General features: G+C 65.5%; 17 protein-coding genes. 5 read left to right on the forward strand and 12 right to left on the reverse strand.

What is annotated here, in order from left to right; translation table 11 throughout:
* Positions 1–522: 522 nt before the first annotated feature.
* Genes J5Y10_RS27045 through J5Y10_RS27055 form a run of 3 tightly spaced genes read right to left on the reverse strand, consistent with a single transcriptional unit; the run spans position 523 to position 2,598 of the window.
* Positions 523–945, reverse strand: a complete 423-nt coding sequence (locus J5Y10_RS27045) for a hypothetical protein (RefSeq protein ID WP_209377255.1) — start codon at positions 943–945, stop codon at positions 523–525.
* Position 946: 1 nt separating this feature from the next.
* Positions 947–2,218, reverse strand: a complete 1,272-nt coding sequence (locus J5Y10_RS27050; RefSeq protein WP_209377256.1) for a site-specific DNA-methyltransferase — start codon at positions 2,216–2,218, stop codon at positions 947–949.
* Positions 2,215–2,598 (reverse strand): hypothetical protein, encoded by a 384-nt coding sequence (locus J5Y10_RS27055; RefSeq protein ID WP_209377257.1) that lies wholly within the window; start codon positions 2,596–2,598, stop codon positions 2,215–2,217. The genes J5Y10_RS27050 and J5Y10_RS27055 overlap by 4 nt, the downstream gene beginning before the upstream one ends.
* A gap of 518 nt (positions 2,599–3,116) precedes the next feature.
* Between J5Y10_RS27055 and J5Y10_RS27060 the strand changes: the two genes are divergently transcribed.
* From J5Y10_RS27060 to J5Y10_RS27070, 3 genes are read left to right on the forward strand one after another with little or no spacing between them, the layout of a single operon-like run.
* Entirely contained in the window at positions 3,117–3,575 is a 459-nt protein-coding gene (locus J5Y10_RS27060; RefSeq protein WP_342453041.1) for a DUF2924 domain-containing protein, read from the forward strand.
* The gene (locus J5Y10_RS27065; RefSeq protein ID WP_209377259.1) at positions 3,572–4,939 is read left to right on the forward strand and encodes a recombinase family protein; all 1,368 of its coding nucleotides are present in this window, start codon (positions 3,572–3,574) and stop codon (positions 4,937–4,939) included. Before J5Y10_RS27060 ends, J5Y10_RS27065 begins: the two co-directional genes overlap by 4 nt.
* On the forward strand, positions 4,936–5,334 hold the full coding sequence (locus J5Y10_RS27070; protein ID WP_209377260.1) for a hypothetical protein: 399 nt from the start codon (positions 4,936–4,938) through the stop codon (positions 5,332–5,334). Before J5Y10_RS27065 ends, J5Y10_RS27070 begins: the two co-directional genes overlap by 4 nt.
* Before the next feature lie 77 nt (positions 5,335–5,411).
* Here the strand turns inward: J5Y10_RS27070 and J5Y10_RS27075 are convergent, their stop codons facing one another.
* Together J5Y10_RS27075 and J5Y10_RS27080 are read right to left on the reverse strand one after the other, a co-directional pair.
* Positions 5,412–5,756, reverse strand: a complete 345-nt coding sequence (locus J5Y10_RS27075; RefSeq protein ID WP_209377261.1) for an H-NS histone family protein — start codon at positions 5,754–5,756, stop codon at positions 5,412–5,414.
* Positions 5,757–6,865: 1,109 nt separating this feature from the next.
* A complete protein-coding gene (locus J5Y10_RS27080; RefSeq protein ID WP_209377262.1) occupies positions 6,866–7,732 on the reverse strand; it encodes a tripartite tricarboxylate transporter substrate binding protein in 867 nt (288 codons plus the stop codon).
* A gap of 264 nt (positions 7,733–7,996) precedes the next feature.
* Here J5Y10_RS27080 and J5Y10_RS27085 point away from each other — a divergent pair, with 264 nt between their 5' ends.
* Both J5Y10_RS27085 and J5Y10_RS27090 read left to right on the forward strand, forming a co-directional pair.
* A complete protein-coding gene (locus J5Y10_RS27085) occupies positions 7,997–8,398 on the forward strand; it encodes a hypothetical protein (RefSeq protein ID WP_209377263.1) in 402 nt (133 codons plus the stop codon).
* A 129-nt stretch (positions 8,399–8,527) separates the two neighbouring features.
* Entirely contained in the window at positions 8,528–9,331 is an 804-nt protein-coding gene (locus tag J5Y10_RS27090; RefSeq protein ID WP_209377264.1) for an amidohydrolase family protein, read from the forward strand.
* Here J5Y10_RS27090 and J5Y10_RS27095 read toward each other — a convergent pair.
* The 7 genes from J5Y10_RS27095 to J5Y10_RS27125 form a co-directional block, all read right to left on the reverse strand.
* The gene (locus tag J5Y10_RS27095; RefSeq protein WP_209377265.1) at positions 9,321–10,220 is read right to left on the reverse strand and encodes an amidohydrolase family protein; all 900 of its coding nucleotides are present in this window, start codon (positions 10,218–10,220) and stop codon (positions 9,321–9,323) included. The two genes, J5Y10_RS27090 and J5Y10_RS27095, sit on opposite strands and share 11 nt — an antisense overlap.
* Before the next feature lie 4 nt (positions 10,221–10,224).
* On the reverse strand, positions 10,225–11,199 hold the full coding sequence (locus J5Y10_RS27100) for a Bug family tripartite tricarboxylate transporter substrate binding protein (protein WP_209377266.1): 975 nt from the start codon (positions 11,197–11,199) through the stop codon (positions 10,225–10,227).
* A 25-nt stretch (positions 11,200–11,224) separates the two neighbouring features.
* Positions 11,225–12,256 carry a Bug family tripartite tricarboxylate transporter substrate binding protein gene (locus J5Y10_RS27105; protein ID WP_209377267.1) on the reverse strand — a complete coding sequence of 344 codons (1,032 nt, stop codon included), beginning with the start codon at positions 12,254–12,256 and terminating at the stop codon, positions 11,225–11,227.
* A gap of 394 nt (positions 12,257–12,650) precedes the next feature.
* Positions 12,651–13,436: a lysozyme inhibitor LprI family protein gene (locus J5Y10_RS27110; protein ID WP_209377268.1), complete on the reverse strand. Its 786-nt coding sequence runs from the start codon at positions 13,434–13,436 to the stop codon at positions 12,651–12,653.
* A 130-nt stretch (positions 13,437–13,566) separates the two neighbouring features.
* Positions 13,567–13,740 (reverse strand): hypothetical protein, encoded by a 174-nt coding sequence (locus J5Y10_RS27115; RefSeq protein WP_209377269.1) that lies wholly within the window; start codon positions 13,738–13,740, stop codon positions 13,567–13,569.
* 57 nt (positions 13,741–13,797) lie between these two features.
* Positions 13,798–13,977, reverse strand: a complete 180-nt coding sequence (locus tag J5Y10_RS27120) for a DUF6726 family protein (protein WP_245215151.1) — start codon at positions 13,975–13,977, stop codon at positions 13,798–13,800.
* Positions 13,978–14,535: 558 nt separating this feature from the next.
* Positions 14,536–14,940, reverse strand: a complete 405-nt coding sequence (locus J5Y10_RS27125) for a response regulator (protein WP_209377270.1) — start codon at positions 14,938–14,940, stop codon at positions 14,536–14,538.
* Positions 14,941–15,136 lie beyond the last annotated feature (196 nt).

Below are 15,136 nucleotides of genomic sequence, written 5' to 3' on the forward strand. Positions count from 1 at the left end.
GATGGGTAGCGCTTCGTCTTGCGGGCGACTTCGGCCATCCGGCGGCGCGTCTCTCGGGTCCACATCCCGAGCTTGAATCATCTCGCCCACGTCGCGCCAAGCCATTCTCAAACGGTCACTAAGGCTGCCCGGTCGGGGGGGCGGTACTGTCGGTGTCGTGGCTGGCATTTAGGAAGCGGTCCTTGATGTCGTTCCGACGTGAGTGCGATGAGCAGAACGTGCGAAGGTGCCATTCGGCTCGTGGGTAGTCACCTCCCGGTACCGACCGATGTCACGCCGTCTTCCACGACACACGCTCGTCCTCCCTGTCGAACCACCGCCCGTATCCTTGTTTCCGCTCGCCCAGCTCTCGCTTTCGCGCGCTCCCTCGCACCATCTTGTCCAGCAGCTGCCCGACCAGCCCCGGGCGTATCCGCCTGGGTCGAGCGGGATCGGGATCTCGGCTTGCGGGGATGCCAAAGCCCAACATGATGCGCACGGTCTTCCGCTGCTCCTTGATCAGCTAAGAGGGCACGCCCTGGCTCACTCGGCCCTCCCCTGAATGAGGTGCTGGTAGACGCGGGACGCCTCGACCGGGTCGTCGGGCAGCCGGGACACCAGAGCTTCGATCCGGCGGGCAACGCGCTGCCGCGCCCCATCCGGGTCCGTTATTTCGGCCTGGACGGTCACGTCGTGCTTCTCCCGCCAGCCGGCTCTCGCCTTCATCCAGAAGATCGCGGCCGCGACTAACCCGCCCTCGGTCGCCATGCGGTAGAGGCTCTGGCCGACCTTGGCCGTGGCCTCGATGGAGCCGCTGTCGAGTTCCCAGCGGAAGTGCTTGCGGAGCGTCTTGGGGTCGATCCGCAGCAGCGTCGCGATGTCGTCGTGGGGTACCCCGTAGCCGGACATCGCTCGCACCGTCCGGCGCTGGTCGTCCGTCGCCTCGAAGACGTGGCCCTGGGGCACCTCAGGCGCCCTTAGGCGCCAGGGCAGTCCGCTCGGCCCGGACCTGGGCAAAGGTCGCCCCATCCCCCTCCAGCCGTGCCTTCTGCCCCGTGAAGGCGTGCCAGCGCAGCACGGCCACATCGACATAGGCGGGGGACAGCTCGACGGCGTGGCAGGCCCGTCCTCCCATCTCCGCGGCGATCAGGGTGGTGCCGGATCCCGAGAAGGGCTCGTACACGGCCTGACCCGGGGAGGAGTTGTTCTCGATCGGCCGGCGCATGGACTCGACCGGCTTCTGGGTGCCGTGGGCGGTGTCGGTGTCCTGGTCGCGGGACGGGATGGACCAGAGGGTGGTCTGCTTGCGGTCGCCGGACCAGTGGCCCTTGGTGCTGGCCCGCACGGCGTACCAGGCGGGCTCGTGCTGCCAGTGGTAGTGGCCGCGGCCCAGCACCAGCCGCTCCTTGGCCCAGATGATCTGAGCGCGGATCTCGAACCCACAGGAGATCAGGCTCTCGGCCACCGTCCCGGCGTGCAGTGCCCCATGCCAGACATAGGCCACGTCGCCGGGGAATAGCGCCCAGGCCTCGCGCCAGTCGGCCCGGTGGTCATTCAGCACCTTGCCCGTGCGCTGGGTCTTGCTGCCCTCCAGCGCCTCGTTGCGCCAGGAGGGATCGTAATCGACGCCGTAAGGCGGGTCGGTGACCATGAGGTGCGGCCGGACTCCGCCGAGTGCCGCCTCGACCACCCCAGGGGCGGTGCAGTCCCCGCAGACGAGGCGGTAATGGCCGAGAAGCCAGATGTCGCCGAGTGCGGAGACGGGCACTTCGGGCGGGGAGGGGACCTCGTCCGGGTCGGTCAGCCCTGAGATCGGCTCGGCCAGGAACCCCGCGATCTCGTCGGAGTCGAATCCCGTCAGCTCCAAGTCGAAGCCGTCCGCCCCGAGCTCGGCCAGCTCCACCCGTAGCAGATCCTCGTCCCACCCGGCCGACAGCGCCAGGCGGTTGTCGGCGAGGACGTAGGCTCGGCGTTGCGCTGGCGTCAGGTGGGACAGCTCCAGCGTCGGCACCTCGGTCATGCCGAGCTGGCGGGCGGCGAGCAGACGACCATGCCCGGCGATAACGCCCCGCTCGCCGTCGACCAGGACGGGGTTGGTCCAGCCGAATTCGCGGATGGACGCCGCGATTTGGGCGACCTGGGCCGGGGAATGCGTGCGAGCGTTCCGGGCATAGGGGATCAGCTCGGCGACGGGGAGCGGCTTGTAGGGGGGAAAATTGGGCTGAAAGGGGTGGCTCATTGGTGCTTCACCTCCATAGGGCCTTCCAGCAGCGGGTCGCCGGGGTACCAGGCGTAGACGATCCTGGCGGGCTCGATCGGCTTGCCCTCGGGACCGCTGATCTCGTGCACCTGTTTCTCGCGCCAGCCTGCGCGGGCCTTGAGCCAGAAGATGGAGGCGGCGACGATCCCCGGCGTGGTGGCCTGCTGGTAGAGGCACTGCGCGACCCGGGTGTTCGCCTCATGCACGGCGGTGTCAAGTTCGTATCGATAGGCCCGACGCAGCGTGGGCTCGGAGCAGTGAACGACCTTGGCGATGGCGTCCTGCGGGATACCGTAGGCGGCCATGGTCTTGACCACCCGGCGCTGCTCCTCGGTGGGCGTGTAGCGTGGCATCGCCATCAGGGCTGTCCCTTGTAGGGCGGGAGCATGGCGCTGGTTGTCGCGGGCATGGCGCGCCTCCTCGGGAGCACGCGGCAGGATACCAAGCAGGCCTATGCGAATGCGATACGACAGCTTTTCGCGGCGGTTCCTTTGTCTGCGATCCTTCCTCAGCACCGGACCTAACTGGCGCGAATGGCTCTCCCGGCGTTCACGCGCTACGCCCCCACGCAGCCGCCGCTCGCTCCTCCTAGTGGGTGTGCGGTTAGGGCCGGCTTGTAGGCACCCGCCCGTGCCTCGCCGGCCCGTTTACTCTGATGCTGATTTCAGTTCCCGACGAGAGACGCGCCGTCCCGCCCCTCGCTGCTCCGGCGAGAGCCCCTGGTGGGTTTGGTGGGTTTTGGTGGGTTCATCCCGATCACCCCCACGAAACTGTCCATGCACATGCGTGCATGCCGGAGAAGGTGATCCAACTGACAGTTCGCGCGGGGTACCGGGGTCAAACCCACCGAAACCCACCAAACCCACCAGCATCTCGGGTGTCATGCCCCTCACCCGCAGACGTGCTGGGCCGCCTCGCTGCCCTGAAGGCTACGCCCACCCTGCAGCTGAAGCAGCAGTGGCGCGAGCTGTTCGGCAAGGAGCCGCCCCCGTTCAATCGGACCTATCTTCAGAGCCGCCTGGCCTATCGCGTCCAGGAACTCGCTTACGGGGGGCTGAAGCCTGAGACCCGGGCCCGCCTGGAGGCGCTGGGCGAGCAACTGGACGGCGGTAACGTGGTCCTGCGCCGGATCCGGGCGGACAGCCGCCCGCTGGCCGGCACGCGCCTGATCCGGGAGTGGCAGGGCGTGGAGCACACCGTCACGGTTCTGCGGGATGGCTTCGAGTACGAGGGGCGACCGTACCAATCCCTCTCGGCAGTGGCGCGGCACATTACCGGCACACGGTGGAATGGCTGGGTGTTCTTTGGCCTGAAGAGCCAGGGGAGGGGCGTATGAGCCGTCGCCAGGATCGCTCCTCGGAGGCGGTGCCCGCGTACTCGCCACCCCGCCGGCTCCGTTGCGCCGTCTACACCCGCAAGAGCACGGATGAGGGGCTCGACCGCGAGTTCAACACCCTCGATGCCCAGCGAGACGCCTGCGAGGCCTACGTGGCCAGCCAGCGGGCAGAGGGATGGACCCTTGTGCGGGACCACTACGATGACGGCGGCTTCTCGGGCGGGAGCCTGGAACGCCCGTCCCTGCAGCGCCTGCTCCGCGACATTGAGCGCGGTGAGGTCGATGTGGTGGTAGTCTACAAGATTGATCGCCTGAGCCGGTCCCTGATGGACTTCTCTCGCCTGGTAGAGACCTTCGAGGCGCACGGGGTTACCTTCGTCTCAGTGACCCAGTCATTTAACACCACGACCAGCATGGGGCGCCTTACCCTCAACATCCTCCTCAGCTTCGCGCAGTTCGAGCGCGAGGTGATCGGCGAGCGGATCCGGGACAAGTTCGCGGCCTCGCGGGCGCGCGGCATGTGGATGGGAGGCAAGGTCCCGCTCGGGTACGATGTCCGGGAGCGGAAGCTGGTGGTCAACGCCGCCGAGGCAGAGACGGTCCGGCGGGTGTTCGAGCTGTTCCTGAAATCCCGGTCCGGCACTGAGACCGCCCACCAGCTCCAGGCCGAGGAGCGCACCAGCAAGACGGGGCGGCTTCTGAACAAGGGCGACGTCTACAAGCTGCTGGCGAACCGCACCTACGTCGGTGAGGCGGTGCACAAGGGGAAGGTCTACCGCGGGGAGCACGAGCCTGTTGTCGACCGGGCGGTCTGGGACCAGGTGCATGCCGTGCTGGCCCAGCACCCCAAGCTCCGGGGCAATGCTAATCGGAACCAGACGCCGGCGCTGCTGAAGGGGCTGCTCTATGGTGCGGACGGTCGGGCCATGTCGCCCACCCACACGCGGCGGAGGGGGCGGCTGTACCGGTACTACGTCAGCCAGAGCGCGCTGAAGGGGACAAAGGGGCCGGAGGACAGCCCTGACCTCGTCCGGCGCATCTCAGCCGCGGAGATCGAGGGCGCCGTCATCACCCAGGTCCGCGCCCTCCTGCGCCAGCCCGAGATCGTCGTGGGCACCTGGGCAGCGGCGCGCGTCAGTGCCCCCGACCTGACCGAGGGAGAGACGAGGGACGCCTTGCACCAGCTGGAGCCGCTCTGGGACGAGCTCTTCCCGGCCGAGCAGGCGCGGATCATCGGGCTCCTGGTCGAGAGGGTGACGGTGTCGAGCACGGGGGCTGACATCCGGCTCCGGGTCGAGGGGCTGGCCAGTCTTGTGCGGGATCTCGGGGCTAGCGGCACACCGGTGCTGGAGGCGGCGGAATGAGCGCCACGCACCCTGCAAGCCTCACGGTCCAGGTGCCGCTACGCATTCGGCGCCGCCCGGGGCGGAAGACGGTGGTCACGCCGGAGGGGGTGAGTCCGGCGTCACCTACCTCGGCGATCCCGACCCGCGCTGATCCTGCCCTGGTGAAAGCATTGGCCCGGGCCTTTCGGTACCAGCGCATGCTTGATGAGGGGCAGTACGCGTCCATCACAGAGATGGCGGAGGCTGAGCGCCTGGACCGAGGGTATATGGGGCGGCTGCTGCAGCTGACGCTGCTGGCGCCTGACATCGTCGAGGCATTGCTGGACGGACAGCCATCCGAGCCACTGCATCTCCCATCGCTGATAGCCTCACTTCCAGCAAGTTGGGCGCAGCAACGATCAGCACTGGCCTGACGGTCGCGATGGACGGGCGGAACCTCTTGCGAGAGGCCGCGCCCATCGGGCCGTGCCGAGTGCGTGCACCTCTCGCTTCAAACCGCGAAGTCTTCTTTCGTCTTGCCGTGGTGCATGGCGTCAGTCAGCCAGCGCGGCATGCGGCCGCGACCGGTCCAGGTCTCGCCCTCAGGACCACGGTACTTGGCGGCAACAGCCTTGCCAGCATCGCTGCGAGGCTTACGGACATTCGTGTGCGGGCCAGGCTGCTTGAGGAGATCGCCCAGGTCGAGGCCAAGCTGCGCAGCTTTCTCGCGCATTTCCTCGATCAGCTGAGCCTTAGCACCCTGCTTCTTGCCTTCCAACACTGCCTTTGCATCTTCAATCAGCTGTTGGAGTCCGGGAACGCTCAGGTTGTCCAAGTTGATCTCGTTCTTCGCCACGCTGCGTTCCTCAATCTATCTAAACTAACTCTGTAGCCCCAATCTGATTATCTGTCACGACGGTTGTGCAGAGGGGCAGGGACTGTTCCATTCCTGCCGATCGGAACGAAGGGGAATTCTCCGCATTCCACACAAGAGGTGGTTGGAACGCTCATGTCGTTTGAACGCTTGGTTCAGTGGTTCAGTGAGTGCACAGCTGTGTTGGCAGCCTGCCTTTGTGAGGTGGAGCGGCATGGGAGGGTTCGCGTCACCATGCCGGTCCGAGCCGCTACACCCTTGTGGGAGTGACGAGCAGCCCTCACGCGGCAGAAAGCACAGTGAGAGTTAAGCCGGACCTACTGCGGAGGCGGGCTAATCGGTGAAAGGGACGTACGACCGGTAAGGGGCTATAAACTAGAGACCGGCTACCCGTACCGGACGAGCAAGCCCAAAACGGTGGAAGTTCCTTATGCGTGCACGACTTCCCCTGTGCGATGTCCAGATTATCGTGGAGCGCCGAGGACACAGCTCCCGGGTCTGGTGGTGGCGTCTCACGAAGGACGTCCCTGGCGCCAAACTGAGGCCTCTTGAGGAAGGGCGAGAGGGCTACCGCAGCGCGCAGTGCTAGTATGATGCTGCGACCACATCGCTCCGGGCCATTCAACAAGTGGCACACTGAACGCTTGCGGTGCTGGCCTGGGTAAGCCCAACCCGGGCTAGGATGGCCAGCGATAGGTTAGCGAAGTGCACGGGCCAGAGAACGGATCGAGCGAGTTGGGCGGACTGTCGAGCGCTCGCGTTATCCTCTCTTTCGGTGTGGCGGCTGAACTTTCGCCGTCCAGCTTCAGGGCGATTGTCAGGTAATGCTCGGCCAAATCCAGCAGGATATTCTGACTGGTTTGGTTCGGGGCAGCGGCGGCAAAGTTCAGGCAAGCGTCCGCGAGCGCTTGGAGGTGCTGGAGTTCTGATGCCACGTGCTGCCTTCCCACTGCCCGTCATCACGGCCCGAAAGTCATGGGCAGAATGGGCGGAGGGTGCCGGCCAGCTCGTCCGATTGTGGAACGAGCCGGAGAGGGATGCCCTCCGGGTGCTTAATAGGGCGTTAAGAGGGAGATCTGCCGAACACCCATTCAATCGGCGGAGATCCCGGCACTCCGGATCACTTGCGTCCACTTGCCAATCTCAGCACGTAAATAAGTGGTCGTGTCCTGCGGGCCCAAGGTGAGGGGCTCCAGGCCAAGCTCGGCGAAACGGCCACTGATCTGAGGCAGAGCATCCCGCGTCGCGGCGTTCAGCCGGTCAATGATCGGCCGAGGCGTTGCGGCAGGAACGAACAGAGCCGTCCAAACCCCCATCTCGAAGCCGGGCACGGTCTCGGCTACCGCCGGAATGATCGGTAGCTCCGCCAAGCGCCGCGTCGAGGTCACGCCGAGCGGTGTGAGCCGGCCCTCGCGTGCGTGCGGCAGGGAGGACGGCAGAGTATCGAACATGAGGTCAACCTGCCCTGCGAGTACGGCCGATGCCGCAGGCGCCGTGCTGCGAGACGGCACGTGCAGCAGGTCCACGCCGGCGAGAGACTTGAAAAGCTCTCCCGCGAGATGGCTCGATGTACCGTTGCCGCCCGAGCCGTAACTCAGCACGCCCGGCTCCGCTTTGGCGCGCTCGATGAGGCCTGCCACGTCCCGGATGCCCTTGGACGGATGGGCGACGAGGAGATTGGGGCTGGTCGCGACACCAGAGACGGGCGCAAAGTCGGCCATGGGATCGTAGGTCAGGTTCCGGTAGAGGCCCACGTTCATCGCGTGGGTACTGATCGTCCCCATTAGCACCGTGTAGCCGTCCGGGGCACTCCGTGCCGCGGCCTCTGTGCCGATGATACCGGCTGCACCGGCCCGGTTATCCACCGTGACCGGCTGCCCGAGAGCGACGGAGAGCCGCTCGGCCAGGAGCCTGGCCGCGATGTCGGTGAAGCCACCAGGCGCGAAGGCCACGATCATCCGAATGGGGCGTGTCGGCCAGGCCTGTGCATCAGCTGGCCGAGGACGGGCGCTGGATCCCAGGGCGCCAGCAACGGCCACAAGGACATGTCGTCGGGTCAGCATGGCCGTATCCCTCCTGATGTCGTCTCCACGACACGGAAACAGGACGGCACGAACCCTTAGGCGGAGCAAGAGGGTTGAGCCGCTGGCTTCGAGAGGAGGAACTGGCCAGCCTCATCCGGGATCTGGGGTGGGTAGGGCGCAGGTGTTGGAGGCGGCCGAATGAGCGTTACCCGCCCGGTCAGCATCAGGGTCCAGGTGCCCCTCCGCATCTGGCGGCGGCCAGTGCGGAAGACTTTTGTGACGCCGGAAGGGGTGGGGGCGAACGTGCGCGCCCCCGCCGTCTCGACCCGCACTGATCCGGCGCTGGACAAAGCCTTACCCCGTGCTTTCCGGTACCGGCGCATGCTCGACAAAGAGCGCTACTCCTCCATGGCCGAGATTGCTGAAGCTGAGCGTCTAGACCGGGGAAACCTTGGAAGCTTGCTTCGCCTGACACTGCTAGCGCCGGAGATTGTTCAGGCCTTGTTAGATGGGAAACAGCCCGACCGGATCAGCTTGCCATTGCCGATGGACCCGCTCTCGATGAACTGGAAGGAGCAGCAACTGGCACTGTTTGGGTGAGCTTCACTACGTTCGTCCCCGGGAGAGTTGCTCTGCCGCGGCCTTGCTGCCCTCCGGGCTTGGTGGTCTAGTCCCGCCTCGCGCGCCGTCCTTGACGTCAGCGACGTCTTAGAAGCTGGGCCTGATCGCATGACCGTGCACCCCATCATCGACACGCATTTTCATCTCTACATGACAGACATGCCGCGCGTCGCGGGAGCTTGGCATCAGCCACCATTCGATGCGACGCCCGAGGGCTTCCTGGCCATTATGGATGCGTACGGCGTTACCTTCGGTGTGATCGCAGCAGCCAGCATGTACGGGGAGTATAACGACTACACGATCCGAGCGACGCGACGGCATAAGCGTCTCCGCGGCACGGTCATCCTGCCACCTGAGGCGGACTTTTATCGAATGGAGAGGATGAAGGAGGACGGTATCGTCGGCATCCGTATCTTCTACCGCCACGTGGCCAGCCCGCCTGACTTGAAGTCGCCGGAGTACCGGCGGCTGCTGCGCCGCGTCCGCGATCTGAATTGGCACGTGCACGTCCTAGCAGAGAGCCATGATTTGCCCGCAGTGATCGAAGGCGCCGAGGAAGCTGGCGTTAAGCTCGTTATCGACCACTTCGGCCGGCCTGACCCAGCCCAGGGTATCAACTCACCGGGCTTCAAGGCCATGCTGGCGGCGGTAGAGCGCGGCAATACCTGGGTGAAGATCTCGGCCGGCTATCGAATGCCATCGGCCGAGGAGGCTCGGGAATATGCGGCCGCGCTGCTGCGCGTCGCGGGCGGCGAGCGCCTGGTTTGGGGAAGCGACTGGCCCTTCGCCGCCTTTGAGGACCGCGTGACCTACGCGGACGCGATCGCGACCTTGGAGGACTGGGTGCCAGACGAACGGGTCCGCCAGCAGATCGCCGGCGAGACCCCGCTGCGCCTCTATTTCAGCGATTGATCTCCTGCCTGGAACCGGGCGAGGGGAAGTCATAGAGGTCCCGCGCCTGATCGGAGAGGATGCGGTTCCGCACGATCTCGTCCGGGCACCAATCGAGCAGCAGATCCAGCAGGTCGCCGTCATTCGGCATGGCGCGGCCGACCATGTTGACGTGCGGCCAGTCCGAGCCCCAGACCAGCCGCTCGGGAGCATGGGCGACAAGCGCCTGCGCGATCGGTGTGACGGAGGGATACGGGAAATCTTCCTTCGTGCAGCGCATCGGGCCCGAGATGCGGACCCAGACACGGCCCGTGTCGAGCATCCGGAGCAGCGTCCTGAAAGCCGGCTGGTCCGTTCCGCCCGCGGCGGGGATGGCAGCGAAGTGGTCCAGGACGATGCGGCCGGGCAGGGCGAGGAGCCGCTCGGCGAAGCTCTCCAGCTCGCCCTGGCCCGGATAGAACTGGATGACCCAGCCTAACTCGGCGGCCATGGTGGCCACGCGCTCGGACATCTGTGGGAGGTGTGTGCCGTGTCGCGGGCTGACGAAGCGCGTGCCGCGCACACCCAACCCGTGCAGCCGCTGCATCTCCGCTTCGGCAGTGTCGCCCGGGAGAAGAGCGACGCCGCGGAAACGGTCAGGGAAGCGCATGAGCGTGTCGCAGAGATGCCGCGTATCCATACCGTAACCGCCACCGCTGACGATGACGGCATGGTCCAGGCCGAGGATGTCCTGCACCCGGATGGAGTCCTCTGGGAGCATGTCCTCGGAGATATACTTGCTGCCGGGATCGAAAGGGTACTCGCTGGCCGGGCCGAAGAGGTGGACCTGGCAGTCCACCGATCCCGGGGGGCACCGCAGCTGAGGCTTCTTGGGGATCCGGTCGGGCGGGGGTGTCAGCGGCGGGCTCATCGCATCACTCCGGGCGAATGTTCGCGTCACGGATGACCTCGCGCCATTGCGGGATCTCCTGCGCAATCCTGGCGGCAAAGGCACCGGGCGTGCTGCCCACCGGCTCGACGCCTTGCTGCACCAGCGCACGCTCGACGGCGGAGGACTTCACGGCCTCCTGTGCGGCCTTTGCGAAGCGTTCGACGGTGTCAGTAGGTGTGCCGGATGGTGCCAGATAGCCCATCCAGAGGATCCCCTCGAAGCCAGGCAAGCCCAGTTCGGCGATGGTCGGCACGTCGGGCTTGGCGGGGGAGCGTTGCGGGCTGGCGATGGCGAGCACGCGGATGGCGCCAGCCTCAATCTGCGACGCCGATGTGGCATAGGAGTCCAGCTTCAGCTGCACGCGGCCCGCGACCAGGTCAGTGAAGGCAGGAGCCGCGCCCCGGTAGGGAACATGAAGCACCTCCAGGCCGAGGCGGTGCAGGAGCAACTCCATCGTCACATGCGGGTGCGACCCGATGCCGGCAGAGGAGTAGGTCAGTTCGCGCGGATGGGCGCGCGCATAGGTGACGAATTCCTGGAACGTCCTGAAGGGTGCATCCTTATGGCAGACCAGGATCTCGGGAATCTGGGCGCAGAGGGAGATTGGCGCGAAATCCTTCTGCGGGTCGAAGCCGGCATTCGGCATCAGCCCTGGGTTGATGGTGTGGTTCGGCGCGGTGAAAAGCAGGGTGTAGCCATCGGCCGGGGAGCGCGCGACGCGTTGTGTGCCGACATTGCCGCCGGCACCGGGCTGGTTGTCGATGACGATGGGCTGACCGAGCATCTCGGAGACAGCGGCCGTGATGGGCCGGGCGGTCACGTCCACCGTGCCGCCCGGCGGAAAGGGAATGATAAGCCGGATCGGTCTGTCGGGATAACCGGCAGCGAGCGCGGGGCGGGCGAGAGCCAGGCCCGCGCCTCCCAGCAAGGTCCTACGGGTAATGGTGGGCTGCCTCATGGCGACTTTCCTCCCGGTGCGACGATCACTGCCGCTGGACTTTCGCCTTCTCGATCACGCTTGCCCAGGTCGCGACGTCCTCCTTGAGGCGCGCGCCCATCTGATCTGGAGAGCTAGGCGCGGGCTCGATGCCCAATCCCAGAAGTCGGGCCTTTACCTCCTGCGAATTCAGGATCTCGGTGATGTGGCGGTTCAACAACTCGATTGCAGGCCTGGGCGTACGGGCCGGCGCGAAAAGGGCGTTCCAGCCCACCACGGCGTAGTCGGGCAGCCCGCTTTCATGCAGTGTAGGGACGTCCGGAAGCAAGGCGGAGCGCCGCGCGCCCGTACTGCCTATGGCGCGGAGCTGCCCGCCTTCAAGCAGGCTGCGAGACGCTGCGTAAGACTCGAAGCCGATCTGCACGTCGTCGCGCTGCACTGCCGTCAGCACGTCGGCGGTGCTGCGATAGGGCACCACAGTCGCGTCCATGCCGGCCGCCACGCGCAGCCACTCACCGGAAAGATTCTGGGTGCTGCCCGGGCTGATCGTGCCAATGGCGAGCCCATCTCGCTTGGCCGCGAGGACGTCGGCGATGCTCCTGAAGCGGGAGTTGGCTGAGACCAAGAGGAGCAGGTCGAAGATGGCCAGGCAGGATACCGGCCTGAAATCCGTGATGGGATCGTAGGGGAGGGTGCGGAACAGCGTCTTGTTGATCGCGTTGCCGGTGCTAAGAATGGTTAAGGTGTAGCCGTCCGGCGGGGCTGAGGATGCGGCCATCGCTGCGGGCGTACCGGCGCCACCGGGGCGGTTGTCGATGACCACCTGCTGGCCCAGGCGTTTCGACAGCGCTTCGCCGACCACGCGGACGGTGATATCGGCGAGCCCGCCGGCCGCAAACCCCACAACGATGCGAAGTGGCTTGGAGGGGAAGTCGGCGGTGTCTTGCGCCCAGCTATGACTACTTGCGAGGGCTACGCCGGCTGCGGAGAGAATGGATCTCCGTCGCCATGTATGATTCAGGGATGGCTGCTCCCAGGTTGGGGCCGAGATCCCGTGCGCTTCGGCGTTCTGGTGCATCGGGCTTCCTCCGCCCCCGTGTCCGCTGCCGTCCGGGGCTTTACACCCTCCATAGGCTTCCACTGTATGCTCAGTCCTATTACATTTGGAACTCAAGGTATCATCAACGCGCATATCGAGGGTGAGTACACACCAGCGCATGCTGGACGAGGGACGCTACGCCTCCATCATCGAGATGGCCGAGGCTGAGCGCCTGGACCGAGGGTACATGGGGCGGCTACTGCGGCTAACGTTGTTGGCGCCGGAGATCGTGGAGGCACTGCTAGATGGACGCAGCCGAGCGCCTCTTCATCTTCCCAAGCTCCTCAAGACGCTTCCTGTCAATTGGCGGCAGCAGGACAAATCAGCCCATCCCCGTGTCTAGTAGCGCCAATCGGTGCCGAGCAGACGGCCTTCAGCGGCGGGCTCGTCCGGACCTGGCAGGCCGATCGCAGCCGATCTGCATCAGACTTCCTGCCGAGAAAGTGGCCGGCGCGTCGCCGACCCGTGAGGCGGCCGGGATGACGAGTGTCCCCTCAAGGGTTGCCCCATGCCCGGCGAGTGCCTCGCAACGTGCGCCCTCCACCGTTGAGATCCGGAAGGCGCCATCCATGGCCCGCGCGATAACGACAACGCAGCGCTGGGTTGGGTCCGCCGATCTCATACCCTCCTCGTAACGCCAACCAGAACTGACGCGCCTCGCAAGGCCAGCGACACCGAAGTGACTCCCGTTCGGCGCCCAGGAAGACAGGGCGAAGTTGAGAGCGCCGTCGGTTCCCTGCCTGGCCAGGAGCATGTCATACGAGTTGCCGCTGCCAAAAACGCAGTACTTACCATCCGCGATGGCACCCGGTGTCCCAGCCTGCCCTTGCGAAGGATCCTCCAGGCGCCCTTCGCTTGCAGAAAGCTCGGCGATGCGCCGCTCATAGGCGCTGCGAACACAGGACGGCGCTGCACAGCGATTTCGCTCCGTCATCCATTCCCGTTGCGCAGTTCGGATTTGTGGAGAGTTGCCCGCCGATGTCGCCGTCCTGTACGCGGCCGCAAGCTGCTCATCGAGGGCGGAGAGGGCCGGATCGCCGCAAATCATTCGCTCCACCGAGCTGCGCGCCTGAGAGCAATCGAAGCTGGCGGCCTGCGCTACCGGTCCGGCGAGCAGGACGACAAAAACGAGGAGATGCTGCAAGCAGAGGCGTTTCATTCCCGCTCCTGAACCGGACGGCCACGAAGAAAACTACAATGAAAGGTTCGGTATTGTAAACGAACGGCGTGTAACCAGTGCAGGGGATGTCAGAGGGGGTACCATCCAGCAAGCCGCAAAAGATCCTACGTCAGCCAGAAATCGTCGTGTGCTCCTGGGCGCGGCGCGGGCCGCTCACCTGGACCTGACCGAGTGTGAGACCCGGGACGCCTTGCGCCAATTGGAGCCGCTCTGGAACGGTCTCTTTCTGGTCGAGCAGGCGCGGATCGCGCTCATGAATGCCGACGGTCCACAGATCGGACATCCGCCTTCACGGCGGAAGGGATCGCGGTGGTCCGGGTAGGACCGCCGGCCGATGCCTCTAGTCGACGACGTCCGCCGTGACGTCTAGCGGGGCCGCAACTACGTCACCGGCAACGGGCACAATCTTGACGACGGCGCTGGTAGCCCGGAACGGCAGCGCCACAACGCCGCACCCGCCCAAGCCGACTGCGACGGTGGCGAGGAGCGCGAGACGTTCTAAACGGCTGGAAAGCATCATAGCGGGTCTCCTCTACTTCCAGGTTGAGACAACGCACCAGACCACCGGCGGCCAGTGTGTGCAGGAGTGGATCACGCTCGAAGTGATCCGAGCTGCCGGAGAATCGAGTGAGGCGCGCATTCGGCGTCGGCCGAGGCGGAAGACGGTTGTGACGCCGGAGGGGACAAGTCCGGCCACGCCAAGCCCTTACCGAGATGGCCGAGGCTGAGCGCCTGGACCGAGGGTACATGGGGCGGCTGCTGCGGCTAACGTTGTTGGCGCCGGAGATCGTGGACGCGGTGCTGGATGGGCGTGATCCTGCGCCGGACGTACCGCAGGCCATGGAGCCATGGCTCGCAGCATGGGATCACCAGAGAACACTGCTCGGCTAATCAGCTGGCGTGGCTACCGCAGCTCAGCGCCCACTCTGGCCGTCCGGATGCTTCTGGACGGTTCCAGGAAGCGGACGCTGGTTGCTAAATCCTTCTCGATCGAGGGTGGTGGACAGAGCTGCTGCTATAAGGGTCTGCCGGTCAGCCACGCCCATTCAAGCCGGTGGTCCGGCATGTTTCGCGCTCCTCACAGATCCTGCCTAACCTGCCTTTCCCAGGGACCAATCAGGTGACTAATGGCTTGGAGCAACTCATGACGGACAAGCGGCTTCCAGAGGCGCTGGCGATCCCGGAAGGTCGGGTGATCCCCGATGCGATCCACCCCAGTTGCGAACAGGAAGGGGACCCTGTGGTCGTGCAGCCAGAGGGCTAACGGGTAGACGAGTTCACCTTCCCGCAGATTGACGTCCAGCACCGCCGCGTCCGGAGTGCCTCCGGCCGTAATCGCCTCCATGGCATCTGCGACGCTGGCCACGGGGCCAGCCACGTCAGCGCCTGCCGACAGCAGCCAGTCCTCGATTTCCGTGGCAATCCAGTAGTTGTTCTCGACGACCAGCACGCGCCGACCGGCGAGTGCAACAGCAGCCAGCATCGCACTGGTTCCGGATTGGTACATACGCGCTGTTTAGACGGGAAAGTGGGCTGCTGCCTTCTCCCACGTTAACCCTAGGTAGGGAACCCAAACAACTCTCTACGTTCGTTGGCGTTTTTGTCTCCTGATCGGGTTTGGCTGATCAGGAGGTGGACATGGCGCGTTTGTTCTGGCTGTCTGATGAGGCCTGGGCGGC

The sequence above is a fragment of the Roseomonas indoligenes genome, assembly GCF_017813365.1.
GTDB classification, from domain to species: Bacteria; Pseudomonadota; Alphaproteobacteria; order Acetobacterales; family Acetobacteraceae; genus Roseomonas; species Roseomonas indoligenes.

What these genes read in the sequence shown, in the direction of transcription:
- J5Y10_RS27050 (WP_209377256.1), bottom strand. Translation starts at nt 2,218, where the DNA reads ATGAGCCACCCCTTTCAGCCCAATTTTCCCCCCTACAAGCCGCTCCCC.
- J5Y10_RS27055 (WP_209377257.1), bottom strand. Translation starts at nt 2,598, where the DNA reads ATGGCGATGCCACGCTACACGCCCACCGAGGAGCAGCGCCGGGTGGTC.
- J5Y10_RS27065 (WP_209377259.1), top strand. Translation starts at nt 3,572, where the DNA reads ATGAGCCGTCGCCAGGATCGCTCCTCGGAGGCGGTGCCCGCGTACTCG.
- J5Y10_RS27070 (WP_209377260.1), top strand. Translation starts at nt 4,936, where the DNA reads ATGAGCGCCACGCACCCTGCAAGCCTCACGGTCCAGGTGCCGCTACGC.
- J5Y10_RS27080 (WP_209377262.1), bottom strand. Translation starts at nt 7,732, where the DNA reads ATGATCGTGGCCTTCGCGCCTGGTGGCTTCACCGACATCGCGGCCAGG.
- J5Y10_RS27085 (WP_209377263.1), top strand. Translation starts at nt 7,997, where the DNA reads ATGAGCGTTACCCGCCCGGTCAGCATCAGGGTCCAGGTGCCCCTCCGC.
- J5Y10_RS27090 (WP_209377264.1), top strand. Translation starts at nt 8,528, where the DNA reads ATGACCGTGCACCCCATCATCGACACGCATTTTCATCTCTACATGACA.
- J5Y10_RS27095 (WP_209377265.1), bottom strand. Translation starts at nt 10,220, where the DNA reads ATGAGCCCGCCGCTGACACCCCCGCCCGACCGGATCCCCAAGAAGCCT.
- J5Y10_RS27100 (WP_209377266.1), bottom strand. Translation starts at nt 11,199, where the DNA reads ATGAGGCAGCCCACCATTACCCGTAGGACCTTGCTGGGAGGCGCGGGC.
- J5Y10_RS27105 (WP_209377267.1), bottom strand. Translation starts at nt 12,256, where the DNA reads ATGCACCAGAACGCCGAAGCGCACGGGATCTCGGCCCCAACCTGGGAG.
- J5Y10_RS27110 (WP_209377268.1), bottom strand. Translation starts at nt 13,436, where the DNA reads ATGAAACGCCTCTGCTTGCAGCATCTCCTCGTTTTTGTCGTCCTGCTC.
- J5Y10_RS27115 (WP_209377269.1), bottom strand. Translation starts at nt 13,740, where the DNA reads ATGTCCGATCTGTGGACCGTCGGCATTCATGAGCGCGATCCGCGCCTG.
- J5Y10_RS27120 (WP_245215151.1), bottom strand. Translation starts at nt 13,977, where the DNA reads ATGATGCTTTCCAGCCGTTTAGAACGTCTCGCGCTCCTCGCCACCGTC.
- J5Y10_RS27125 (WP_209377270.1), bottom strand. Translation starts at nt 14,940, where the DNA reads ATGCTGGCTGCTGTTGCACTCGCCGGTCGGCGCGTGCTGGTCGTCGAG.